The sequence below is a fragment of the Paraburkholderia sp. RL17-380-BIE-A genome (genome assembly GCF_046028085.1).
Lineage (GTDB): Bacteria > Pseudomonadota > Gammaproteobacteria > Burkholderiales > Burkholderiaceae > Paraburkholderia.
Map to the genome: position 1 here is coordinate 67,134 of NZ_JARESQ010000020.1, position 23,307 is coordinate 90,440.

Annotated in this window: 24 protein-coding genes and 1 riboswitch; of the genes, 15 read left to right on the plus strand and 9 right to left on the minus strand. The window is 64.9% G+C overall.

Translation table 11 applies throughout. The features are described 5' to 3' along the window. Positions 1 to 18: 18 nt before the first annotated feature. Positions 19 to 1,488 carry a glutamate synthase subunit beta gene (locus P0D68_RS28440; protein WP_091798423.1) on the plus strand — a complete coding sequence of 490 codons (1,470 nt, stop codon included), beginning with the start codon at positions 19 to 21 and terminating at the stop codon, positions 1,486 to 1,488. A 164-nt stretch (positions 1,489 to 1,652) separates the two neighbouring features. On the opposite strand, the gene P0D68_RS28445 is transcribed toward P0D68_RS28440, so the two are convergent. Together P0D68_RS28445 and P0D68_RS28450 are read right to left on the minus strand one after the other, a co-directional pair. Beyond that, complete coding sequence (locus tag P0D68_RS28445) at positions 1,653 to 2,927, minus strand: D-amino acid dehydrogenase (RefSeq protein WP_408301879.1); 1,275 nt, start codon at positions 2,925 to 2,927, stop codon at positions 1,653 to 1,655. Positions 2,928 to 2,944: 17 nt separating this feature from the next. Further along, a complete protein-coding gene (locus tag P0D68_RS28450; protein WP_408185636.1) occupies positions 2,945 to 4,204 on the minus strand; it encodes an MFS transporter in 1,260 nt (419 codons plus the stop codon). 229 nt (positions 4,205 to 4,433) lie between these two features. Here P0D68_RS28450 and P0D68_RS28455 point away from each other — a divergent pair, with 229 nt between their 5' ends. Further along, positions 4,434 to 5,381, plus strand: a complete 948-nt coding sequence (locus tag P0D68_RS28455; RefSeq protein WP_408301881.1) for a tyrosine-protein phosphatase — start codon at positions 4,434 to 4,436, stop codon at positions 5,379 to 5,381. A 157-nt stretch (positions 5,382 to 5,538) separates the two neighbouring features. Here the strand turns inward: P0D68_RS28455 and P0D68_RS28460 are convergent, their stop codons facing one another. Next, positions 5,539 to 6,810, minus strand: coding sequence for an ATP-binding protein (locus P0D68_RS28460; RefSeq protein WP_408301883.1), 1,272 nt, complete (start codon positions 6,808 to 6,810; stop codon positions 5,539 to 5,541). After that, positions 6,807 to 7,547 (minus strand): response regulator, encoded by a 741-nt coding sequence (locus P0D68_RS28465; protein WP_408301885.1) that lies wholly within the window; start codon positions 7,545 to 7,547, stop codon positions 6,807 to 6,809. Before P0D68_RS28465 ends, P0D68_RS28460 begins: the two co-directional genes overlap by 4 nt. A gap of 638 nt (positions 7,548 to 8,185) precedes the next feature. Between P0D68_RS28465 and P0D68_RS28470 the strand changes: the two genes are divergently transcribed. The 3 genes from P0D68_RS28470 (at position 8,186) to P0D68_RS28480 (ending at position 9,822) form a co-directional block, all read left to right on the plus strand. Then, entirely contained in the window at positions 8,186 to 8,353 is a 168-nt protein-coding gene (locus P0D68_RS28470; RefSeq protein ID WP_216668815.1) for a DUF6726 family protein, read from the plus strand. A gap of 3 nt (positions 8,354 to 8,356) precedes the next feature. Then, on the plus strand, positions 8,357 to 9,073 hold the full coding sequence (locus P0D68_RS28475; RefSeq protein ID WP_408185639.1) for a hypothetical protein: 717 nt from the start codon (positions 8,357 to 8,359) through the stop codon (positions 9,071 to 9,073). 77 nt (positions 9,074 to 9,150) lie between these two features. Further along, positions 9,151 to 9,822, plus strand: a complete 672-nt coding sequence (locus P0D68_RS28480) for a flagellar basal body L-ring protein FlgH (RefSeq protein ID WP_091800977.1) — start codon at positions 9,151 to 9,153, stop codon at positions 9,820 to 9,822. 76 nt (positions 9,823 to 9,898) lie between these two features. On the opposite strand, the gene P0D68_RS28485 is transcribed toward P0D68_RS28480, so the two are convergent. The 5 genes from P0D68_RS28485 to P0D68_RS28505 form a co-directional block, all read right to left on the minus strand. Beyond that, entirely contained in the window at positions 9,899 to 10,636 is a 738-nt protein-coding gene (locus P0D68_RS28485; RefSeq protein ID WP_408301889.1) for a response regulator, read from the minus strand. Between the two features lie 92 nt (positions 10,637 to 10,728). Further along, positions 10,729 to 11,307 carry a hypothetical protein gene (locus P0D68_RS28490; RefSeq protein WP_286162016.1) on the minus strand — a complete coding sequence of 193 codons (579 nt, stop codon included), beginning with the start codon at positions 11,305 to 11,307 and terminating at the stop codon, positions 10,729 to 10,731. A 131-nt stretch (positions 11,308 to 11,438) separates the two neighbouring features. Further along, on the minus strand, positions 11,439 to 11,906 hold the full coding sequence (locus P0D68_RS28495) for a hypothetical protein (RefSeq protein WP_408185643.1): 468 nt from the start codon (positions 11,904 to 11,906) through the stop codon (positions 11,439 to 11,441). A gap of 201 nt (positions 11,907 to 12,107) precedes the next feature. Continuing rightward, positions 12,108 to 12,917 (minus strand): SDR family NAD(P)-dependent oxidoreductase, encoded by an 810-nt coding sequence (locus P0D68_RS28500; RefSeq protein WP_408301891.1) that lies wholly within the window; start codon positions 12,915 to 12,917, stop codon positions 12,108 to 12,110. Next, a complete protein-coding gene (locus P0D68_RS28505) occupies positions 12,914 to 14,665 on the minus strand; it encodes an ABC transporter ATP-binding protein/permease (RefSeq protein WP_408301893.1) in 1,752 nt (583 codons plus the stop codon). The genes P0D68_RS28500 and P0D68_RS28505 overlap by 4 nt, the downstream gene beginning before the upstream one ends. A 398-nt stretch (positions 14,666 to 15,063) precedes the next feature. Next, a riboswitch (TPP riboswitch) is annotated at positions 15,064 to 15,188 on the plus strand. 217 nt (positions 15,189 to 15,405) lie between these two features. Between P0D68_RS28505 and P0D68_RS28510 the strand changes: the two genes are divergently transcribed. From P0D68_RS28510 to P0D68_RS28555, 10 genes are all read left to right on the plus strand, one after another. Continuing rightward, positions 15,406 to 16,536: an FAD-dependent oxidoreductase gene (locus P0D68_RS28510; protein WP_408301895.1), complete on the plus strand. Its 1,131-nt coding sequence runs from the start codon at positions 15,406 to 15,408 to the stop codon at positions 16,534 to 16,536. A gap of 81 nt (positions 16,537 to 16,617) precedes the next feature. Continuing rightward, a complete protein-coding gene (thiS, locus tag P0D68_RS28515) occupies positions 16,618 to 16,815 on the plus strand; it encodes a sulfur carrier protein ThiS (RefSeq protein ID WP_408301978.1) in 198 nt (65 codons plus the stop codon). Positions 16,816 to 16,861: 46 nt separating this feature from the next. Beyond that, positions 16,862 to 17,677, plus strand: coding sequence for a thiazole synthase (locus tag P0D68_RS28520; RefSeq protein WP_408301897.1), 816 nt, complete (start codon positions 16,862 to 16,864; stop codon positions 17,675 to 17,677). Beyond that, the gene (gene thiE, locus P0D68_RS28525) at positions 17,674 to 18,777 is read left to right on the plus strand and encodes a thiamine phosphate synthase (RefSeq protein WP_408301899.1); all 1,104 of its coding nucleotides are present in this window, start codon (positions 17,674 to 17,676) and stop codon (positions 18,775 to 18,777) included. Before P0D68_RS28520 ends, thiE begins: the two co-directional genes overlap by 4 nt. A gap of 94 nt (positions 18,778 to 18,871) precedes the next feature. Then, positions 18,872 to 19,693, plus strand: a complete 822-nt coding sequence (locus P0D68_RS28530) for an ABC transporter ATP-binding protein (protein WP_091798466.1) — start codon at positions 18,872 to 18,874, stop codon at positions 19,691 to 19,693. Further along, the gene (gene mlaE, locus P0D68_RS28535; RefSeq protein WP_408185647.1) at positions 19,690 to 20,457 is read left to right on the plus strand and encodes a lipid asymmetry maintenance ABC transporter permease subunit MlaE; all 768 of its coding nucleotides are present in this window, start codon (positions 19,690 to 19,692) and stop codon (positions 20,455 to 20,457) included. Before P0D68_RS28530 ends, mlaE begins: the two co-directional genes overlap by 4 nt. A gap of 90 nt (positions 20,458 to 20,547) precedes the next feature. After that, positions 20,548 to 21,087, plus strand: a complete 540-nt coding sequence (mlaD, locus tag P0D68_RS28540) for an outer membrane lipid asymmetry maintenance protein MlaD (protein WP_408185648.1) — start codon at positions 20,548 to 20,550, stop codon at positions 21,085 to 21,087. An 11-nt stretch (positions 21,088 to 21,098) separates the two neighbouring features. Then, on the plus strand, positions 21,099 to 22,142 hold the full coding sequence (locus tag P0D68_RS28545; protein WP_408301902.1) for an MlaA family lipoprotein: 1,044 nt from the start codon (positions 21,099 to 21,101) through the stop codon (positions 22,140 to 22,142). A 114-nt stretch (positions 22,143 to 22,256) separates the two neighbouring features. Next, entirely contained in the window at positions 22,257 to 22,889 is a 633-nt protein-coding gene (locus P0D68_RS28550; protein ID WP_408301904.1) for an MlaC/ttg2D family ABC transporter substrate-binding protein, read from the plus strand. After that, a complete protein-coding gene (locus tag P0D68_RS28555) occupies positions 22,886 to 23,179 on the plus strand; it encodes an STAS domain-containing protein (protein WP_091798483.1) in 294 nt (97 codons plus the stop codon). The genes P0D68_RS28550 and P0D68_RS28555 overlap by 4 nt, the downstream gene beginning before the upstream one ends. The last annotated feature ends 128 nt before the right edge of the window (positions 23,180 to 23,307 follow it).

The window sequence follows — 23,307 nt, forward strand, 5'->3', positions numbered from 1 at the left end:
GATAGAGAAGAGAACCACATGGGCAAGGCAACCGGTTTTCTCGAGTTCGAACGCCGCCACGAGGCGTACGAAGCTCCGCTCACGCGTGTGAAGCACTACAAGGAATTCGTCGCCGCATTGACCGACGACGAAGCCAAGATTCAAGGCGCACGTTGCATGGACTGCGGCATTCCGTTTTGCAACAACGGCTGCCCGGTGAACAACATCATTCCGGACTTCAATGACCTGGTGTTCCATCAGGATTGGAAGAACGCGATTGAAGTGCTGCACTCCACCAATAACTTCCCCGAGTTCACGGGCCGCATCTGCCCGGCACCGTGCGAAGCGGCGTGCACGCTCGGCATTAACAACGACCCGGTCGGCATCAAGTCGATCGAGCACGCGATCATCGACAAGGCATGGACCGAAGGCTGGGTCGCGCCGTTGCCGCCGAAGCACAAGACCGGCAAGAAGGTCGCCGTGGTCGGATCCGGCCCCGCTGGGTTGGCCGTCGCGCAGCAACTCGCGCGCGCGGGGCACGATGTCACCGTGTTCGAAAAGAACGACCGCATCGGCGGGTTGCTGCGTTACGGCATTCCCGACTTCAAGCTGGAGAAGTGGCTGATCGATCGCCGCATGCGCCAGATGGAAGCCGAAGGCGTGACGTTCCGCGCCAACGTGTTCATCGGTAAAGCGGATTCGCTGCCGGCCTATATCGGCAACACGGCGAAGGAAACCATCACGCCGGATCAGTTGAAGGAAGAGTTCGACGCGGTCGTGATCGCGGGCGGTTCGGAAACGCCGCGCGATCTGCCGGTGCCGGGCCGTGAGCTGGAAGGCATCCACTACGCGATGGAATTCCTGCCACAACAGAACAAGGTCAATGCCGGCGACAAGGTCGCGAACCAGTTGCTCGCGAAAGGCAAGCATGTGGTCGTGATCGGCGGCGGCGATACGGGTTCGGACTGCGTGGGCACGTCGAATCGTCATGGCGCGAAGAGCGTCACGCAATTCGAACTGCTGCCGCAGCCGCCGGAAGAAGAGAACAAGCCGCTCGTGTGGCCGTACTGGCCGATCAAGCTGCGCACGTCGTCGTCGCACGACGAAGGCTGCTCGCGTGATTGGGCGGTCGCGACCAAGCGTCTCGAAGGCAAGAACGGCAAGGTCGAGAAGCTGATCGCGGCGCGCGTCGAGTGGAAGGACGGCAAGATGCAGGAAGTGCCGAACTCGGAATTCGAAATGAAGGCCGATCTGGTGCTGCTCGCCATGGGCTTTACGCAGCCGGTGTCGCCGGTGCTGGAAGCGTTCGGCGTCGACAAGGATGCGCGTGGCAACGTGCGTTCGTCGACCGAAGGCGACAAGGCGTATTACACGTCGGTGGACAAGGTGTTCACCGCGGGTGACATGCGCCGCGGCCAGTCGCTGGTGGTGTGGGCGATTCGCGAAGGCCGCCAGTGCGCGCGTTCCGTCGACGCGTTCCTGATGGGTCATTCGGAACTGCCGCGCTGAACGTCTCCGGCCGGTTTTTGCGCCTTGGCGCCAAAACCGGCCACTGCTTGCAGGAAGAGGTGGAGACGACACTGTGCCGCGTCAGCGGCGCATCGAGCGGTGAAAAAACAAAGCCGGGCACCTGAGAGGGTGACCCGGCTTTTCTATTTCGGCGCGCAACGACGCTACGTGCCTGACTTGCGATAGCGCGCCAACGTCAGTCCGTCCAGATCGATCTCCGGCTTGCGGTGCGTGATCAGATCCGCGACCACGCGCCCCGAACCCATCGACATCGCCCAGCCCGTCGAGCCGTGCCCGAGGTTCAACCACAGTTTCTCGATGCCGGACGGGCCGAGTAGCGGCGCGCCATCGGGTGTCATCGGACGGCGGCCCACCCAGAAATGTGCGGACGTGGGATTGGCCGCGTGCGGGAACCAGTCGCTGAGCACTTTCATCAGCGTTTGCAGGGCCTGTTCGCGCAAGGTGGTTTCACGATTGCCGAGTTCGGCGGTGCCGGCCACCCGCAGGTTGTCGCCGAAGCGCGTAATCGCCGTCTTCAGCGATTCGTCCATCAGCGCGGCGTGCGGGGCTTTCTCGTCATCGGTGACGGGCAGCGTCGCCGAATAGCCTTTCACGGGATAAAGCGGCACCTTCACGCCGAGCCGCGCGAGCAGCGTGGCACTGTCGACGCCCAGCGCCACCACTACCGCATCCGCATGCAGCATCTCGGCGCCGCGCTCGCTCTCGATACGCACCGCGCGCACCGCACCGCCTTGCACATCGAGCGACGTGACGCGCGTGTCAAAACGAAAGCGCACGTCGTTGCGCTCGCAGATTGCGCGCAGTTCACGGGTGAAGCGGGCGCAATCGCCGGCTTCGTCGTCGGGCAGATACAGGCCCGCGAGCGGCGCCTGACGCGCCCAGCGCAAGCCCGGCTCGATCTCGACACACTGCGCCGCGCTGACTTCACGGTGCGCAATGCCGGCGTCGCGCAGCACGGCGAGCGCCGGCTGCGCGAGTTCGACGTCGTACTCGCTGCGGAACAACTGCAGATAGCCCTGGCTGCGGCCATAGTCGAACGGATGGCGGCTGCGGAATTCGTGCAGAGACTCGCGGCTGTAGTAGGCAATACGCTGCATGCGCTGCTTGTTGACGCGAAACCGTTCGAGATCGCATTCACGCAGCCAGCGCGCAATCCAGCGCCACTGGGCCGGGTCGAAGGTCGGGCGAAAAATCAGCGGCGAGGCCGGCTTGAACAGGTATTTGAGAATCTTCGCCGGCATGCCGGGCGCGGCCCAAGGCGTCACATAGCCCGGCGCGATCACGCCCGCATTGCCGAAACTGGTGGAGAGCGCGACGTCCGGCTCGCGCTCGATCACGGTGACTTCGCAGCCCTGCTGGCGCAGGTAAAAAGCGGTGGCGACGCCGATCACGCCGCCGCCCAGAACAATCGTTTTCATGTGTGTGTACGGCGGATTCAGGCGGCAGGGCGGGTGGCCCCGAGCACCTTGCCCTTGGTCTCAGGCAGACACACCGCGGCGACGATCACGAGCAGATAACCGGAGCCCGCCACGATGCCCATTGCCTTCACCAGCGTCATGGTTTGCGACAGTGTACCGACCAGAATCGGAAAGAACGAGCCGAGTCCGCGCCCGAGGTTGTAGCAGAAGCCTTGTCCCGAGCCGCGTATCGCATTCGGATACAGCTCCGACAGATACGCGCCCACGCCCGCGAAAATCCCTTGCACCACGATGCCGAGCGGAAAGCCGAGCGCGAGCATCATGCCGTCGGTAATGGGCAGCATGGTGTAGACCATGCCGAGCACGAACGAGCCGATGGCGAACAGCACGAACGACGCGCGCCGGCCGATCTTGTCGCACAGAATCGCGCCGACGATATACCCCGTGAACGAGCCGACGATCAGCACGATCAGATAGCCACTCGTGTTGAACACCGACAGATGGCGCACGGTCTTCAGATACGTTGGCAGCCAGGTGGTAATTGCGTAATAGCCGCCGAGCATGCCGGTGCACAGCGCGCTGCCGAGCAGGGTGGTTCTGAGGTGAGCGGCCGAGAAGATTTGCAGGAAGTGCGAGGTGTCGAAACCACTTTCGCGGGCCCGGCGCGTTTCGAGAAAGATATCCGGATCGCTCACGTTGCGGCGAATGTAGATGATCCACGCCGCGGGCAGCAGGCCGATCCAGAAACAGGCGCGCCAGGCGTACTGTTCCGGCAGCAGCGCGAAGAAGGCCCAGTAAATGATCGCCGCAGCCGCCCAGCCGAACGACCAGCTGCTTTGCACGGTGCCCACGGCTTTCGCGCGATGCTGAGGCGAGCGAATGGTTTCGGCCATCATGATCGTCACGACCGACCATTCACCGCCGAAGCCGATGCCCTGCAACGTGCGCGTGGTGAGCAGTTGCCAGAACGAATGGGTGAAGCCGGACAGAAAGGTGAACAGCGCGAAGGTGGCGATGGTCCACTGCAGCACGCGGATGCGGCCATAGCGGTCGGCGAGAATGCCGGCGAGCCAGCCGCCCACCGCCGACGAGATCAGCGAACTGGTGGCGATCATGCCGGCTTCGCTCTTGGTCATGCCCCATGTCGCGATCAGCGTCGGAATGAGGAAGGAGTAAATCATGAAGTCGAAGGCATCGACTGCGTAACCGCCGAATCCGGCGTACAGGGTGCGGCGCTCGCGCTGGGTCAGTTCGGTGAACCATTGGAGAGAAGGCATTTTTGTTGTGGTCTCCAGGACTTGTCGGCCGGCCGTGGGCACGAAGGTGGGGTGTTTGTATTCTACGGGGCGGAGGATAGTGGGGCCAGTCGTGCTCAAAAATGGCCCGCGTTCCTTACCAACTACTACCGTGTAACCCAAAATATATCGAGCGTGGTTACACTGCGTCCGCAGCGCCGATGCTGCGACTCGCCTTCTCCGCCTCTCATCTCCGCGCCAGCCACGCCTAATGCCCGCCACCGCAAAAACCTGCTCGCCGTCCCGTCTCTCCGCGAGCACGTTTGTGCGGCCGCCGCAGATATCGGCCCACGAGACCATGGCATCGCGCCGGTGCTTTCTGAAGCGTTCAGCCGGCGTCCTGCTGATCTCCGGCGTGGGCGGCTCGCTGCTGTCCGCGTGCGGCGGCGGCAACCTCAGCGATGATTCGCCGGCAACGCCGCGCCTTGCGTCGGTCAGCAACTTCCGCGATGTCGCCGGAGCGGCACCGTATCCGACCGTCGACGGCAGGCAGATGCGCCGCGGCGTGTTCTATCGCGCGAACGTATTGACGCTAGACGCCGCCGACCAGGCCACGATCGACCGGCTCGGCATTGCATCGGTCTACGATCTGCGCACGCCGGCGGAAATCGCGCGAACCGCCGATATTCTGCCGGGCGGTGCGACAGCCCAGACGCTCAACGTGCTGGGCACCGCCGACTTCGTCGCGCCGGCCTTCGACACGGCGGCGGCCGCGGTCGCGTTCATGGAAGCGCAGGCGCGCGGCTACGTCACCGGCGCCGCCCAGCGCGCCGCTTACGGTGGGCTCCTAACAAGTCTGGCCGACGGTCCCGGCGCGCAACTGCTTCACTCCAGCGCGGGCAAGGATCGCGCGGGTTGGGTCGCCGCGCTCCTGCTCAGCATCGCGAACGTGCCGCTCGACGTGATCATGCGGGACTATCTGTTGAGCAACGTCTATCTGGCGCCGTGGATCAAGGCGCAAACCGACGCGCTGCGCGCGCAGGCCGGCGACGCTGTCGCTTCGGCCCGGGCGCCGTTGTTGAGTGTTCAGGAAAATTATCTGCAGGCCGGGTTCGATCAGGTGCAGGCGAGCTACGGGACGATGTCGAGCTATCTGACACGAGGCCTCGGCCTCTCGCAGAGGACGATCGATACCTTGCAGAGCCGCCTCGTGATCTGAACCACAAGAGCCTAGTGTTCACCGAAGGCAAAAAAAACCGCCCCAAACGACAGGGCGGATAGAGAAGGGCGGCATCGAGGTTGCCGGGGGCGACTATAAAGCCGCCGCGCCTGTGAAAGAGCCTCCAGTAAGGGCGCGTAAGCGCGTCCGGCCGCGCTCACGCCAGCGCCTGCACCACGGGCAATTCGATCCGCACTTCCAGACCGCCCTGCGCGTGATTGCGCACATGACAGCGTCCGCCGCGATCGTGCGCGAGCCGCGCGACGATCGCGAGGCCTAGGCCGCAATGGCCTTCGCCGCCACGCGCGGCGTCGAGTCGCACGAACGGCTTCATGGCGGCCGCGATGCGGTCGTCGGGAATGCCGGGGCCGTGATCGCGCACGCTGATCATCCAATGGCCATCGTGGCGCGCGGTGCCGATATCGACGGGCGGAGTGCCATGTTCGAGCGCGTTATCGACCAGATTCGTGACCAGCCGGTCGAGCAATGTGCGCGGCAGCGTAAACGACGAACCGGCGCGCAGATCGAGCGTGAACAGCGGCGTTTCGGTGCTGTCGCTGGCGGAGAACTGTTCCTGCAAAAAGTCGTCGACTTCGACCGGCGGCCCGGCTTCGGCGGACTGGCCCGCGAATTCGAGAAACTGCTGGACGATGTTGGTCAGCGAGTCGACATCGCGGATCAAACCGGCGCGTTCGTTTTCCGCCACCAATACGCTCGCGCGCAACTTCAGGCGCGTGAGCGGCGCTTTCAGATCGTGCGCGACGCCGGCCAGCATCACGGCCTGGTCGTCGCCGGCTTCGTTCAAGCGCCGCATCATGTCGTTGAACGAACCGATCAGGTCGCGCAATTCGCGTGGGCCTTGCACTGTTACGGGTTCCGGGCGGCCGCCCGAGCCGAACGCACGCGCGGCGTCGGCGACGCGCGACAGCGGCCGCTGCATCTGCCACGCGACGAACACGGAAAGGATCAACGCGGCGAGCAGCATCGAAATCGATTCGATCAGAAAGCGCGGGCGCGGCGGTACGTCGACCGGCACGACGACCCAGTTCGATTTGCCGGGAAACAGCACCCACAACTGCGGCGGGCGCAAGTCGTCGACGGCGATACGGGTGCCGGGCGGCAGATTCTCGCGCAGATGCCGGCTCAGTTCGACCAGCGGATGATGCGTCGGCTCTTGCAGATGCACGCTAGCCGGCATGTTCCAGGTGGGCACGAGGTGCACGCGCATGGCGGGCGCGAGCGCGGCGCCTTTCATCGGCTCGCCGTTGACGGCCTGCAACACGAGCAGAATGCCGCGCGCGAAGCCGTCGATTTCATGACGCGGCGGCTGCATCACCACCAGCACGAACCAGCCGGCCTGAATCGCGAACAAGACCGCTGCCGAGAGTAACGCCATCCTGCCGAACAGCGTGTTCAGCGGGTTTTTCATGCGCTTGCGGCAGCCTCGTCGGCGAACGGCGTGCCGTCGGCGTCGGGCACGAACACATAGCCTTTGCCGCGCACCGTTTGCACGTAGCAGGGATTGGACGGATCGTCTTCGATCACGCGGCGCAGGCGCCAGATCGGCACGTCGAGGCTGCGGTCGCGGAAAGCGAGGTTGTCGCGATGCACGAGATCGTGAATCAGCACGCGCGAGAGCACCTTGTACGGATTGTTGACGAAGATCTTCAGGAGCGCGAACTCACTGTCGCGCAGCGGCAGCTTCGAATTGTCCCGGCACAGCGAACGGGTTGCGAAATCGAGTTCGAACGGGCCGAAGCGATACGGCTTGCGGGCTTCCGGCGCGCTCGTGGTGGACGGCCCACGCCGGCGCAACACGGTGTGGATGCGCGCGAGCAATTCGCGTGGATCGAACGGCTTGGTCAGGTAGTCGTCCGCGCCGAGCGAGAGCCCGACAATGCGGTCGGCCACCGTGCCGCGCGCCGTCACGAAGATCACCGGAATGTCGTCGCCGGCGGCGCGCAGCGCGGTGAGCGCGCGCAGGCCGTCGGTGTTCGGCATCATGATGTCGAGCACGACGACCGACGGCCGTTCACGCTCGAGCCGGCGCTGGAGATGAGTGCCGTCGTGCAGCACGGACGCGTCGAAGCCGTTCGATTGCAGAAACTTGCAAAGCAGATCGCGTACGACCGGATCGTCGTCGACGATGAGGACCTGTGGATTCATGGCGAAATTTTAGACTGGCGCGTGCAACGCGCGTCCGACTCTTTTCTTACCAATGCTTACGTCACGCCGCGCCGCGGCGGGTGATGCCCTTGTCAGGCCCGCCACACAAGGCTCGCGGCATATTTCAGCGCGGCCATGTTCGGCAATGCGCGCAGCCATGCTGCCACTCCCTTCGCATAGCCAACATTCCTCCGAAGAAAGAATCTGTGCCTATTTGGAAGCGACCGCAACAGCGCGCAACGGCTCGTAAGAACCGCCGGAAAGCGCGCTTTCCTTCATGCATCGGCGCCGCACGCCCGGCGGGATGATTCGTCGTGCAGTACGTTGCGCCGCATGCTGAAAACAGCCTAACGCCTTGGGCCCACGGCAGGCGGCGTGAAATCGAAACCTAGCGCCACGCGAGGCTCATCATGACCGTTCCCAGCAATCTCTCATCCACCCGCTTTTCGTCCCTGGCGGCGACGCCGCCAGCAGGCAGGCCCGCAGCCGCCAACAACCCGGGTTCCGCTGCGCAGCCGCGGGAGTCCGCCGGCCAGGCGCAGCCGTCGCTGCCCGCCGGGCTCGTCGGCCACCATGTCAATACGACAGCCTGACGTCCTGAGGTCTGTGTGTCGACCCCGAGAATCCTTCATCGCTTCATGCGTGTCGCCGCGTGGTTGACGCTCGGCGCGGCGCTGCTGCCCCTGGGTGGCTGCGCCGTCGCCGCGCTGCCGTGCCGGCTGACTTCGGCCACGCTGAAAATCATCCCGGTGGTTGGCCATGCCGCGGCCTCGCCGTTCGACATGTGTTCATCCGCCATCGACTGAATCATGACACTCAAACGGATTGCCTGCGCGCTGGCGGTACTGGGCGGCGTGTTCTCGCTGACTGCGCAAGCGCAACCGCTCGTGCGGGAGGCGAGTGCGGCGAGTGCCGCAACGAAAGAGCCTTCCGCCGACGCGCGGCGGCGCTCGCCAGACGCGCCGTTCGCGTTTCGAGGCGTGGCGCTCGGCATCACGCTCGACGAATTCCGCGCCGGCTCGACCGTGCGGGCCACGCCGCTCGGCAGCGTGCCGGTCTGCGAGACGGACGTGCAGGCGGGCGCGCTCGGCATGCGGCTCAAGTCGCATGACAGCCTGACGGTGGCGTGCCGCTGGGCGCATCGCGCGGACAACGGCTGGGAGGTGTCGCAAGCGGTGGTCGACGGCGCGCCCGCGCTGGAGCATGTGCTGCGTTTCGCGCGTGTGGACGGACAAAGCGCGCTGCGTCTGTACGAGATTTCTTTCGTGATCGACGAGATCACCGCCGACGACTTGCGCGAAGCGCTCGCGGACCGATACGGGCCGCCGCGTCTCGCGACGCGGACCGTGTCGGCGTCGTCGGGCGCGATGCCCACGTATGTCTGGGAAAACGCCGTGAGTTCGATCACGTTGTGCTTTCTGCCGGGCACACGCAACGGCACGCTCACCTATTTGCTGAAGGGCTCGGATGCGTGGGTGAAGTCTGTCGTGCGGCAGTGGCAGGCGAGCGGCGCGGAGGCTGGTTGATGAGCGGCATTGAGTGGGGCCGCAAGGCCCGTTTCGAACCCGGCCGACCCGGCCAAGGAGTAGGTATGACTGCGGGCATGACTGCGCTACGTCTCACTGTCGCGCTAGGCGCGGCGATCTGCGTTGCGGCTTGCGGGAGCACGCAGCAAAGCTCGATCGTCGATACGCCGATGGCGCCGCCGCTTGCCTCGGCGCCACTGAACGTCAACACGCAAGGCGCGATCTATCAGGCCGGCAGTCCGCTGCTCCTGTACGAGACGCCGCGTGCCCAACATATCGGCGATGTATTGACGATCCGTCTCTCGGAATCGTATAGCGGCAATAACAGCGCGACCGCGGCGGCTAGCCGCTCGAGCAGCATTACCGCCGACGCCGCCGACCATTCCACCAACGCTGCCGCGCGCCTTGCGCGACTGTTCAACATCGGCTCGGCGAGCACCGAATACAAAGGGCAGGGCAGTCTCACCGATGCGAGCGGCATGAGCGGCACGCTCGCCGTCACCGTGATCGGCACGATGTCGACCGGCAACCTCGTGGTGTCGGGCGAGAAGGTCATTGCGATGAGCGGCAACCGCGACAGGTTGCGCCTGTCGGGCATCGTCAATCCTAAGGATATCGAAGCGGGCAACTACGTGGCGTCGAGCAAGGTCGCGAACGCGCGTATCGAACAGGCCGGTGTGGGGATGGTGTCCGACGCCACGACCATGGGCTGGCTGCAAAGAATGTTCATGAGCGTGCTGACGTTCTGATCACGTTCTGAGTCGTCGACGCATTGCGAACCTGCCAGCCAGGAGGTGCGATAGCCATCGCACCTCGCGTCACATGCTAGGCCGGCGGCGCACCGCGTTCGGCCGCACCGATTTCACCGTCCGGCACGAACACGTAGCCGCGTCCCCACACGGTTTGCACATAGCGTGGCTCGGACGGATCGACTTCGATCAGCCGGCGCAGACGCCAGATCGACACATCAAGGCTGCGATTGCGATGTATCTCGCTGTTGCCGTGCAGTTTCTCCAGCAACTGCGCGCGCGTGAGCACGGTCATCGCGTGGGTGACGAATATCTTGAGCATGGCGAATTCGCTCGAACGCAATGGAATGCGCTCGCCTTCGTGACGCAATTCGCGCGCCGGGAAATTCACTTCGAAACGGCCGAAGCGATACGGCGCGCGCTGCTCCGGCGCGCTCGGGGCAATCACGCTGCGACGGCGCAGCACGGTGCGGATCCGCGCAACCAGTTCGCTCGGTTCGAAGGGCTTGCCGAGGTAGTCGTCCGCGCCGAGTTCGAGACCAATCACGCGATCGATCGGATCGGCACGCGCGGTCAGCAGAATCACGGGAATGTCGTCGCCGGCCACGCGCAACGCGCGCAACGCGCTGATGCCGTCGAGTTGCGGCATCATGATGTCGAGGACGATCAGGTCGGGCCGCTCGTCCTGCAATTTGCGCTGCAGGCCGAGGCCATGTTCGAGCGTGTCGACCTTGAAGCCGCGCCCTTGCAGATATCCGCTGACGAGTTCACGTATCACGGGATCGTCGTCGACGACCAGAATGGATGGGTTCATTCAGGTCATCTTAGAGAACCGCGCGTGCGCAGCAAAGCGCGTCACGCTTTCGAATCCTTTCCCCTGTAAGAGAAAGCAAGCGATCTGTGCGCCTAGTTCGCCTGGGAAGTCTGAATGGTCTGTGGCGGCTGGCGAGAGAAGTCGGTTCGATCGACGACCATTCGCTCGATCAGGCCATTGAGCTTGGTCGATGCCGAAGAGAAGCGGTCGGTGTTCAGGCCCCCGGTCTGATAGCGGGCGGTGACGAGAATACGGCCGTTCTGAATCAGCGTCAGGTCGATGATCGACAGATACTGGATCGTTTCGTCGCTGAACGAACGGCGGCCGTAATCGATCGCGGCGTTGTAGACGAGCCGCGCCTCGCAACCGGCGGGCGACGTGCCCGGATTGTAGACTTCCGAACGAATGCCTCGCCGGTCGAGCGCGAGTTGCAGCGCCGGCACGAAATCGCCGACCGACACGTTCTGATTCACTTCGATGCAGACGTTGCGCAAGTCAGCCGGCCGGCCGTTGACGAAGGTCGGCGATGAATAGTTCGCCGCGATCGCGTAGCCCGCCTGAATCACCGAACCGGTGGCGTCGGCGGCCTGAATCAGCGTCCACGCGCAGCCGTTCAGGCCGACCGCCAGCGTGGCGGAGACGGCGAGCCACGCGCAGGGACGCTTCAACATGCGCCACGCAGCCCGCGGGGCTCGCGTGAATGCGTGGGCGGGCATGCTCGGCATGAAGGTCATGAGGCGGCGCCAGGTGACGGTCGGTGAATTCCGTAAATCACAGTGGACAACGGCGATCAGGCTCACGTTCAGCGCGTGACGCGCAGGCGCAATTCGTTTTGCCCTTGCACGCTTGCCGTGACGCTGACGCGCCGCGCGGGGGTGGTCACGATGAAATGCTGGCGCGTTGGCGTATTGATGTCGTGCACGACGTTCGGGAAGCAGGCAGCGATGTCGGCGCCGAATTCTTCCAGCGGATCGGAGACGACGCCGTCCGCTTGCCAGTGCGCGCGCCAGTGGCAGTCGTAGGCATGCGAGTTGGCGCGGCAGTCGTCGGCGCTTTCTGTGCCCGGCAGTTGTGCGGCGGCTTGGGTCTGCAACTGCCGGAAATCAGCGGCGTCGACGATGTGCTTGAGCGCGGGGCAAACGTCGGCGGGCTCGTTAGCCGGGTTAGCCTGGTTCGCTTGTGCCGCATAAGCGGCGCTCGTGACGAGCAGCGCGCCAAGAGCAAGCGCGAGACGCGGGGTCAAAGGATGGGAGCGGCGATCGAATGACATGTCGGGAATCCAGTAGCGGTGAATGACGTGGGGCAGGACGTGGTACGGCCCGCACGACTATCGTCGCCGCCGGAGGGCATTTTCAAAGCGCGGAACAGCTTGCCCGCTTCGCAAATGCTTTCGAACTCTTCTCGCGTGTTTCGGAATGTTGCGCCGCGTTGCGTTGCGTTGCTTTGCGCGGCGTGGCGTGCGGTGCGTCGCTCAGCCGAGAGTCAGGCCGCCGTCGACGTGGATTACCTGGCCGGTGATGTGGCGCGCTTCGTCGGAGAGCAGGAATGCGATCAGCGCGGCGATATCCGTGGGCTCGGCGACATGGCCGAGCGGCGTCGCTTCGGCGGCGCGAGTCCACACCGATGCATTATCGGCACTCGGTCCGCGATCTTTACGGGTAAAGCCGGGTGCCACGCAATTGACTGTCACGCCGTGCGGCGCGAGTTCCGCAGCCGCGGTTTTCGCCAGCGATTCGAGCGCCGCTTTCGCGGCGGCCGTTGCGGCAAACGGCGCGTCCGCGCGGTAGCGATGCGCGACGAACGAGCTGAGCGCGACCACGCGGCCGCGCTTCGACGTCTCCAGTGCGGGTGTCGCACGTTTGACGAGTGCCGCGAACGCGGCCGGCATGGCCGCGAAGGCTGCGCTCAACGCGTCGGCATCGAGCGCATTCAGCGTTTGGCGCTGCGCGTGTCCGGCGTTGGCGACCAGTTGATCGAGCGCGCCGAAGTTCGCCAGCGTTTGATGGATCACGTGTTCCGCGGCGCCGCGTTCGGCTAGATCGCCGAACACCGTCGCGCAGCGTGCGCCGTTCGCGCTGCAATCGGCGGCGACTTGCGCGAGTCGTTGGCGCGCTTCGTGATCGGCGCCGCGTGCGTGCAGCATCAGGGCCGAGCGCGGCGCGGCGATGCGTCGGGCCAGTGCGGCGCCAATGCCGGAGCCGGCGCCGGTGATCAGCGCGACACGCTCGAATCCGGCGCTGCCCGCGTCGTTCAGGTCGGCGATGGCGCTTATGTCGCTCATGCGGCGATCGCTTCGTCCGAGCGCTCGACGTCGAGCGTCTCGTCGTGGAACGCAGCGAGCGACTCGCGATGCGCGACACTGACAATCGCCGCCTTCGGCAGCCGTTCCGTGAACAGGCGATACAGGCGCGCCTCGTTGTCCGCGTCGAGCGCGCTGGTCGCTTCGTCGAGGAACAGATAGTCCGGCTTGTGCAGCAACACGCGCGCGGCGGCGAGGCGCTGTTGCTCGCCCGGCGAGAGAATGCGGGTCCAGTGCCCCGATTCCTGCAGACGGTCCGCGTATTCCGACAGATGGCAGACGACGAGCGCTTCGCGGCATTCGTCGTCGGTGTAGGTGTCCACGGAGGATGGGTAGGCGAGCGCCGCCTTGAGGGTGCCGATCGGCATGTAGCTGACCTGCGGGATGAACATGATGCGCGCGTTGACCGGTGCGTCGATCGAGCCGTCGCCGAACGGCCACAGGCCGGCGAGGGCGCGCATCAGCGTGCTCTTGCCCGAACCCGACGGGCCGCGCACCAGCCAGCGCGAGCCCGGCCGGATCGCCACATCGCGAATGCGCGACAGCGGGTTGCCGTTAGGCAGGGCGAGTTTGAGGCCCTCGGTGGAGAGCTGGTCTTCGTCGACGAAATGCAGATTGATGCCGCCGTGCGCGGTTGCCGGCGAGACCGATTCCTTCAGCCGCGGTGCGTGCACGACGCGCTTGAATTCACGCAACCGGTTCACGGTGGCGCGCCATTCGACCAAGGTGCCGTAACTGTTGATGAACCACGAGAACGAGTCGCTGACGGTGCCGAATGCGCTGGAAATCTGCATCAGCACACCGAACGTGAAGGCGCCGGCGAAGTAGCGGGGCGCGGCGACCACCAGCGGAAAGATGATCGCGATCTGGCCGTAGAAGCTCAGCACGAACGTGAGGCGCTTGGTGTACTTCATCACCTGCCACCAGTTGTCGCGGATGCGGCCGAACAGCGAGTGTGCGTTCTTCTTCTCGGTTTCCATACCGTTGTAGAAGGCGATCTGCTCGGCGTTTTCACGCAGACGGATCAGGCCGAAACGGAAATCCGCCTCGACTTTCTGCGCCTGGTAGTTGATCGGCACGAGCGGATGGCCGACCTTCTGGATGATCAGCGAACCGACCACGGCGTAGAGTGCCGCCGCCCACACCATATAGCCGGGGATCTCGATCGGCATGCCGCCGAGCGAAATGGTCAGCGCGCCGGCAAGCGACCACAGGATCGTGATGAACGACACCAGCGTGACGACCGTGGAGAGCAGGTCGAGCGTGAGTGAAAGGGTGCTGGTGGCGAACGATTGCAGGTCGTCGCTGATCCGCTGGTCGGGGTTGTCGGCGAGGCGGTCGCGCTCGATCCGGTAGAACGCGCTGTCATTCAACCACTCGTTCAGGTAGCGCGTGGTCAGCCACTGGCGCCAGCGAAAGCCGAGCATCTGGCGCAGGTAACGGCCGTACACCGCGAGGATGATGAAGCCGAACGCGAGCCCCGAGAACACCATCAGCAGGTGCGGGAAGTCATGCACGTTCTTGGTTTGCAGCGCGTTGTAGAAGTCGGCGCTCCAGCGATTCAGGCGCACGTTGATCCACACCACGAGCAGATTCATCACGATGATCGCGATGAGCAGGCCCCATGCCGTTTTTCGTTCTTCGGAAACCCAGTAGGGTTTGATCAGGCTCCAGGCGGAGACTTTTTCGTCGGGCGGCAGCGCGGGGCTGGCAGTGGTATTCGGTGTCATGAGCATCCTGAAGTAGTGCTGGCCCATTAGGGGCTGACCCATGTGGGGCTGACCCATCGGGGCAGGTCCGTCTGCGGGCTGCCCTGCGGCGGGTTTGCGGTACAGGCCCGGGCGTCGTGCTCGACGAACGCACGCGCGGGTGAGCGTCCGATTCTGGCGCGAAGCCCTTAAGCGAAAATTAAGTTGCGCCGCGAGGCCTCGCCCCGATACCGCGCGAACGCGGCGTGGCCGTCTGGTGCGCCGGCCGCGCCGCGTTCGTGCGGCATCTGTGCTGGCATTGTGCCAGAGCACCGCCCCAGGCCGTATTGATTAAGCGAAAGATGGTGCCGGATCAAACCGCGTGCGGCGCGGCGGGGCGCTGGTTTGCGGGGGGCGCGTCTTTTATGGTCTAATGGACTTCGACGAAACAGGGGTGCTTCGCGCCACAGGCGGCATGGTTTTCATGCTGCGGCGGCGAGGCTGAGAGAGACCCTTTGCACCCGATCCGGGTAATACCGGCGCGGGAAGTTTCCGGAAGCAGCCAGTCTTCCATTCCCCGCCGGGCGGCGTTAGTCATTGGAACGCGCATTGCCCGGCCGGCCTCACCCGCCGGTTTCGTCCTGGGTACGTGCGTTTTGTTGGCCGTACGGAAAGGACTCGATGACCGCCTATTCTTCAGATATGTGTTTTGCTCTTCGGCACGCCGCTGGTGCGCCGTGCCGCTTTGCCTTTGCTTGCCATCCTGAATGGGAGTGCGCACGATGACGCGTTCTGCGCAACCCGATTTCGCCGTTCTCGGCGGTGGCCTGTGCGGGCGGCTGGTCGCGTGGCGTCTCGCCGGTGAGGGGCATCGCGTGGCGCTGTATGAGCGAGGCGATGCCGCCGGTTCGCAAGCCGCCGCGTGGGTCGCCGCGGCCATGCTTGCGCCGCTCGCGGAAGCCGCGAGTGCCGAGCTGCTCATCACGCGCCTTGGCGCGAGTTCGCTCGATACATGGCCGCAAGTGCTTGCCGAGTTGCCCGAGCCGGTGTTCTTTCAGCGCAATGGCACGCTGGTCGTCTGGCATCACGCCGACCGCACCGAAGCACCGCTGTTCGAGCGCCGCGTGCGCTCCAATGCGCCGGCTGAATTGCTGGACGGCGGTTTCGTCACGCTGTCGGGCGCGCAACTCGGCGCCGCCGAGCCCGCGTTGGCGGGCCGTTTCAATCAGGGCTGGCTGTTGCCACATGAAGGCCAGCTGGATAACCGTCAGGTGCTGAGCGCGCTGGCCGCGGGCCTCGCGCAACGTGGCGTCGAAACGCACTGGAATACGGCGGTCGACGATCACGCGCTGCCGCCCGCCCGCGTCACGATCGACTGCCGCGGCCTCGGCGCGAAGCCCGTGCTGCCCACGCTGCGGGGCATTCGCGGCGAAGTCGCGCGCGTGCATGCGCCCGGTATCAAGCTGACGCGGCCGGTGCGGCTGCTGCATCCGCGCTATCCGCTCTATATCGCGCCGAAGCAGGACGATCTCTACGTGATCGGCGCCACCGAAGTGGAAGGCGAGGACATGTCGCCGGTCAGCGTGCGCTCGGCGCTCGAACTGCTGAGCGCGGCGTTTTCCGTGCATCCCGGCTTCGGCGAGGCACGCATCCTCGAACTGAATTCGCAGTGCCGCCCAACTTTGCCGGACCACCGTCCGGCCTTGCTGTGGGATGGCGCGCAGACGCTGCGCGTGAACGGCCTGTACCGGCACGGCTACATGATCGTGCCCGAAGTCGCCGACGAAGCCGTGCGCTTCGCCGCGGCGCTGCTCGACGGCCGCATCGGCGACGCCGATGCTTTCGCCGACTGGCAGCGCGATGCGCGCTGGAGCGAGCTCTTTCAACTGGACGCCGCGCGGGAGCCGGCATGAGCGTTGCGCAAGTGGTCCACACCCAAACGAGCGCCGCATACCATGCCGCTTTCGCCATCGATTGAACCGTATTCGAACACCATGGACATTCATATCAATCAGAAGCCGTTGTCGCTACCCGAAGGCGCGACTGTCGCCGACGCGCTCGCCGCGTACGGCGCACGTCCGCCGTTCGCGGTCGCGCTGAACGGCGATTTCGTGGCGCGCACCCAGCATGCGGCGCGCGCGCTGCAGGCGGGCGACAAGCTCGATGTCGTGCAACCCGTGGCCGGCGGCTGAGCGCCTCGCCGGGATGCCCGATTGCAGGAAACCAAGGATTATGCAAATGACCTCCTCCCAAACTGCCGACGCGCTCACGCTCTACGGCCAGACCTTCGCGAGCCGTGTGCTGCTCGGCACCTCGCGCTATCCGTCGCTGCAATCGCTGTCCGATTCCATCGACGCGGCGCTCCCCGGCATGGTGACCGTCGCGCTGCGCCGGCAAATGAACGAAGGCGGCGCGGAAGCGGGCTTCTTCGACCTCCTCAAGCGCCACGGCGTACCGCTGCTGCCGAACACGGCCGGTTGCCTGACCGTCGGCGAGGCGGTGACGACCGCGCATATGGCGCGCGAAATCTTCGAAACCGAGTGGATCAAGCTCGAACTGATCGGCGACGACTACACGTTGCAGCCCGACCCGGTCGGCCTGATCGAAGCGGCCGCGCAACTGGTCAAGGACGGCTTCAAGGTGCTGCCGTACTGCACGGAAGATCTCGTGATCGGCCGCCGTCTGCTGGACGCCGGTTGTGAAGCGCTGATGCCGTGGGGCGCGCCGATCGGCACCGGCAAGGGCGTGATCAATCCGTACGGCCTGCGCGTGTTGCGCGAGCGGCTGCCGGACGTGCCGCTGATCGTCGACGCCGGACTCGGCGTGCCGTCGCATGCGGCGCAGGTCATGGAATGGGGCTTCGACGGCGTGCTGCTGAACACCGCCGTCTCACAGGCCACGCACCCCGACGCAATGGCGCGCGCCTTCGCGCTCGGCGTCGAAGCGGGCCGCCAGGCTTTTCTGGCGGGGCCGATGGCCGCGCGCGAAAGCGCGCACGCGAGCACGCCGGTGGTCGGCATGCCGTTCTGGCATCAAGACGGGAGCGCCGCATGACGCAGAGTTTGACATTGAAGGATCGCGACCTCTTCTGGCCGCCCGCCGACGAACTCACCGAAGCCGCCGAGCGCATCCGCGCCCGGCTGGGCGACTGGCCGCCGACGCATGCGCAGTGGCGCATCTGTCTGACCGCGCCGGAGGAACTGAACGGCGGCGACCTGATTTTGATTGCCGACGCGCAGCAGCACGGCGAACAGATGGCGCGCTGGCTGGTGCACGGCGCCGGCGTGATCGAAGCCGCCGAGGAAAAGGCCACGCTGCATCTGGGCGGTGAAAAATACCGCCTGGAAGGCCATCTGGCGGAAGACTGGATTCCCGCGCTGGCGGCTTTCCTCGACTGCGGTTTCGATCCGCATGACGCGCTGGTCCTGGCGCTGGCCTGGCGCGACGGCGACGAAACTCGTGCCGACGACGCTTTTCCCGCCGATATCAACCACTTCCCGCGTCTTGCCGGCTTGCCCGAGGCGCCGCCGCAGGCTTTTGCACGCTGTCCCGAGCGGCTCGGCCTGTATCCGGTGCTGCCGACCGCTGAATGGGTCGAACGGGTGGTGGGCTTTGGCGTGAAGACAGTGCAACTGCGCCGCAAATCCGCCGAACCCGCCGACGAACTGAAGCGCGAAATTGCTCGCTGCGTGGCCGTTGGCCGCCAGTACGACGCTCAGGTCTTCATCAACGACCACTGGCAGGCCGCGCTCGAAGCCGGCGCGTACGGCGTCCACCTCGGTCAGGAAGACGTGCATACGGCTGACCTCGCCGCGCTCGCGGCGGGAGGCGTGCGTCTCGGCCTGTCGACCCACGGTTTCTACGAAATTCTGAAAGCGCTGCATTTCCGGCCGAGCTACATTGCACTGGGCGCGGTGTTTCCGACCACCACCAAGGTCATGCCGACCGAGCCGCAGGGCCTGCGGCGTTTGGCCCGCTACGTGCGACTGCTCGACGGCGTCGTGCCGCTGGTGGCGATCGGCGGCATCGACCTGCAGGTGCTGCCCGACGTGCTGGCGACAGGCGTCGGCTGCGCGGCCGTGGTGCGCGCGGTAACGGAAGCGGCCGATCCGGCGGCGGCCGTTTCTGCACTGCAACAAGCGTTTACGCAATAATCGTGAGAATTGGTTAAGGGTCGGGGCAGCGTCACGGCAACTTTTGCACGGTGGCCCTATAATTCGCCTTCCGTGTAAAAGGACTGTCAGTTTCGTGTCTTCTTCCCCCGAGACCTTACTCGAGTTGCGCGACGTCGACTTCGGTTACGGCGACCGGCTCGTCCTGTCGAACCTGAATCTGCGCTTCAAGCGCGGCCAGGTGGTCGCGGTCATGGGCGGTTCGGGCTGCGGCAAGACCACGGTGCTGCGCCTGATCGGCGGCCTCGTGCGCGCGCAGCGCGGCGAGATCCTGTTCCACGGCCAGGACGTCGGCCGGCAAACGCGCGACGGCCTCTACGCGCTGCGGCGCAAGATGGGCATGCTGTTCCAGTTCGGCGCCCTGTTCACCGACATGTCCGTGTTCGACAACGTCGCCTTCGCGCTGCGTGAGCACACCGACCTTCCCGAAGAACTGATCCGCGATCTGGTGCTGATGAAGCTCAACGCGGTCGGCTTGCGCGGCGCGCGCGACCTGCTGCCGTCGGAGATCTCGGGCGGCATGGCGCGGCGTGTGGCACTGGCGCGCGCCATCGCGCTCGATCCCGAACTGATGATGTACGACGAGCCGTTCGCCGGTCTCGATCCGATCTCGCTCGGCATCACCGCGAACCTGATCCGTGCGCTGAATCAGGCGCTCGGTGCCACGTCGATCCTCGTCACGCACGACGTGCCGGAATCGTTCGCGATCGCCGATTACGTCTACTTTCTCGCCAATGGCGGGGTTCACGCCGAAGGCACGCCCGCTGAACTGCGGGAGTCGACCGATCCCACCGTGCGCCAGTTCATCGACGGCGCGCCGGACGGTCCCTTCAAGTTTCACTATCCCAGCAAGACGCCGCTCGCGGCGGACTTCGGTATCGGCGGAGGTCAGCCATGATCAGTATGATCGGCCGCTCGGTGCTCGACGGGCTGGGCACGGCCGGCTATGCCACGCGTTTCTTCTTCCGGCTGCTGCTCGAATTCTTCCCGTTGTTGCGCCGTCCACGTCTTGTCACGAAGCAGATCCACTTCGTGGGTAATTATTCGCTGGTGATCATTGCCGTGTCGGGCCTGTTCGTCGGCTTCGTGCTCGGTCTTCAGGGCTATTACACGTTGAACCGGTACGGCTCCGAGGAGGCGCTCGGGTTGCTGGTCGCGCTGTCGCTCGTGCGTGAACTCGGCCCGGTGGTCACGGCGCTGCTGTTCGCGGGGCGCGCCGGCACGTCGCTCACAGCTGAAATCGGCTTGATGAAAGCAGGCGAGCAGCTGACCGCGATGGAAATGATGGCCGTGGACCCGGTCAAGGTCGTGATCGCGCCGCGCCTGTGGGCGGGCATCATTTCAATGCCGATCCTCGCCGCGATCTTCAGCGCGGTCGGCGTGCTCGGTGGCTATGTGGTGGGCGTTCTGCTGATCGGCGTCGATGCCGGCGCGTTCTGGTCGCAGATGCAAGGTGGCGTCGATGTCTGGCGCGACGTCGGCGCCGGCGTTGTCAAAAGCGTGGTGTTCGGCCTCGCGGTGACGTTCGTTGCGCTGTTTCAAGGCTATGAAGCCAAGCCGACGCCGGAAGGCGTGTCGCGCGCCACGACCAAGACCGTCGTGTACGCGTCACTTGCGGTGCTCGGCCTCGATTTTCTGCTGACCGCATTGATGTTCAGCTAAGGCTGCGCCGCACTTTTTTAGCTGGCGGCGCGTGATTCGACGCGCGCGGCGGAAGTGCCAACGGCGTGGCGGATTCACTTTGGGATAACGATGAAAAAGACTGCTCTCGACTTCTGGGTCGGCCTGTTCGTGGTGTTGGGTTTCGTGGCGTTGCTGTTTCTGGCGTTGAAGGCCGGCAACATGAGCTCGTTGTCGTTCCAGGCAACCTATCCGGTGAAGCTCAAGTTCGACAACATCGGCGGATTGAAGGCGCGCGCGCCCGTGAAGAGCGCGGGCGTGACGGTTGGCCGCGTCGGTTCGATCGGCTTCGACAGCAACGCGTACCAGGCCGTCGTCACGATCGATCTGGACAAGCAGTACCAGTTTCCGAAAGACACGTCGGCGAAGATCCTGACCTCGGGTCTGCTCGGTGAACAATACATCGGGCTCGAACCCGGCGGCGACAGCGAGATGCTCAAGGCGGGCGACACCATCTCCATGACGCAATCGGCGATCGTGCTGGAAAACCTCATCGGACAATTCCTGTACAGCAAGGCTGCGGATTCGGGTGCGTCCAAGCCTGGCGCCGCCGCGAGCACACCCGCGCCCGTGGCGCCGAGCCTGCCCGCGTCCGGCGCGGGCGCTCAATAAGGAGAACAAGAATGCAGACCACACGCATCAGGGCCGCGCGCGCTTTCCCGGTCGCAAGGCTGGCGGTAGTCGCAACGCTGCTCGCCGGCTGTACGACCGTGCAGACGCCGACCAAGGGCGACCCGCTCGAAGGCTTGAACCGCACCATGTTCACCGTCAACGACAAGATCGACCAGTACGCGCTCAAGCCGGTCGCGAAGGGCTACGTGTGGGCGACCCCGCAGCCGGTGCGCGACAGTGTGACGAACTTCTTCTCGAACATCGGCGACGTCTACATTGCGGCGAACAACCTGCTGCAATTGAAGATCACCGACGGTGTCGAAGACATCATGCGGATCGTGATCAACACGGTCTTCGGTGTGGGCGGTCTGTTCGACGTGGCGACGCTTGCCAAGCTGCCCAAGCACGACAACGACCTCGGCTTGACGCTCGGTCACTACGGCGTGCCAGCGGGCCCGTACCTCGTGCTGCCGCTGTTCGGGCCGAGCACCGTGCGCGACGCGGTCGGATCGATCGGCAATTACTATGTGAACCCGCTCAGCTACATTCATCCGGATGGTCTGAGCTGGGCGCTGTACGGCCTGAACGTGGTCAATACGCGCGCCAATCTGCTGAGCGCGAGCGATGTGCTTGAAGGCGCCGCGCTCGACAAATATTCGTTCGTGCGCAACGCGTATCTGCAGCGCCGTCAGTACCTGCTGTCCGACAACAAGCAGGCGCAAGGACTGCCGAACTACGGCGACGAAGCGCCGCTGCCGAACTACGGCGACGTCGACGGCAGCGCGGCGGGTGCGCCGACTGGCGCCGCGACGGGTACGGCCGGCGCGGCAGGCACGCCGGGTGCTGCTGCCGCGAAGGCGGCGCCGGCTTCCGGGGCGACCGCGGCAACGCCGCCGCAGGCGGCATCGGGCACGGCGGCAGCGCCGGAAGCCGCGTCGGGCAGCGTCGAATCGCCGCCGCTCGACCTCAACGGCGGCCCTGAAACGACGCAGATCCCGGCTGGCCAACTGGTTCCGCCCTCGCGTTTCAACTTTCCGTCATTCAAATTGCGTTGATCGTGCAGCCGTAACAGATCGATACGACTCTCGCAGTTTGCGCATGGATTGCGGCTGAACTCGCGTGTTAATGTCGGCTCAAACGGTTGCACTATTTTTAAGGCAGGGCTCCATATGAAAAAATTGTTCTTGATTCCGTTGTTTGCCGCGCTGTTCTCATTTGCCAGCGCCGGCGTCTCGGCACAAACCGTCGACTCCAATTCCCCCGACGGCATGATCAAAACGGTCACCCAGCAGGTGATCGATGCAGTGCGTGCCGACAAGTCGATCCAGCAAGGCGACATTTCGCACATCACCACACTCGTGAACGAGAAGATCCTGCCGTACACGGATTTCCGTCGCACCACCCAGCTGGCGATGGGCCGCAACTGGCGCACCGCATCGCCGGAGCAGCAAAACGCAGTGGTCGAGCAGTTCAAGATGCTGCTGATCCGTACGTACTCGGGCGCGCTGGCCCAAGTGCGCGATCAGCAGATCCAGTACAAGCCGTTCCGCATGAACCCGGACGACACCGACACGGTGGTGCGCTCGGTCGTGATGAACAACGGCTCGCCGATCGAACTCGACTACCGTCTGTACAAGACGCCACAAGGCTGGCGCGTGTATGACATCAACGTGCTCGGCGCATGGCTGATCCAGGCGTATCAGCAGCAGTTCAACGAGCAGATTCAGCAGAAGGGCGTGGACGGGCTGATCCAGTTCCTCACGCAGCGTAACCAGCAACTCGCCGCGGGCAAGCAGTCGTGAGCGAAGTGCTGAGCCCCGTCGCCAACCGCTTCGAGAGCGGCGCGACGCTGACCCACGAGAGCGCGAACGCCGCGCTCTCGGCGGGTTTGCAACGTATCGCGGCGGGCGCGAACGGCGTGGACTGCGCACCGCTCGCGCAGTTCGATTCGTCCGCGCTGGCCGTCCTCCTCGCGTGGCAGCGTGCCGCCCAGGCGCGCGGCGGCGCGTTCGAGATCGTCAATCTGCCGGCTGGTCTCGCCAGCCTCGCGCAAGCCTACGGCGTCGATACTCTCTTATCGGCGCGACATTGACGCTCTGAGCGCGTCACTTCCAAACCTCCCGCCTGAGATAGGGCCACCGATTTTTGCCCTATAATCAAACGTTTTTTGGGGCTCATAACCGGCCCCAATTCCGTTTCTTCCAGCATTTGTGCGCCCCC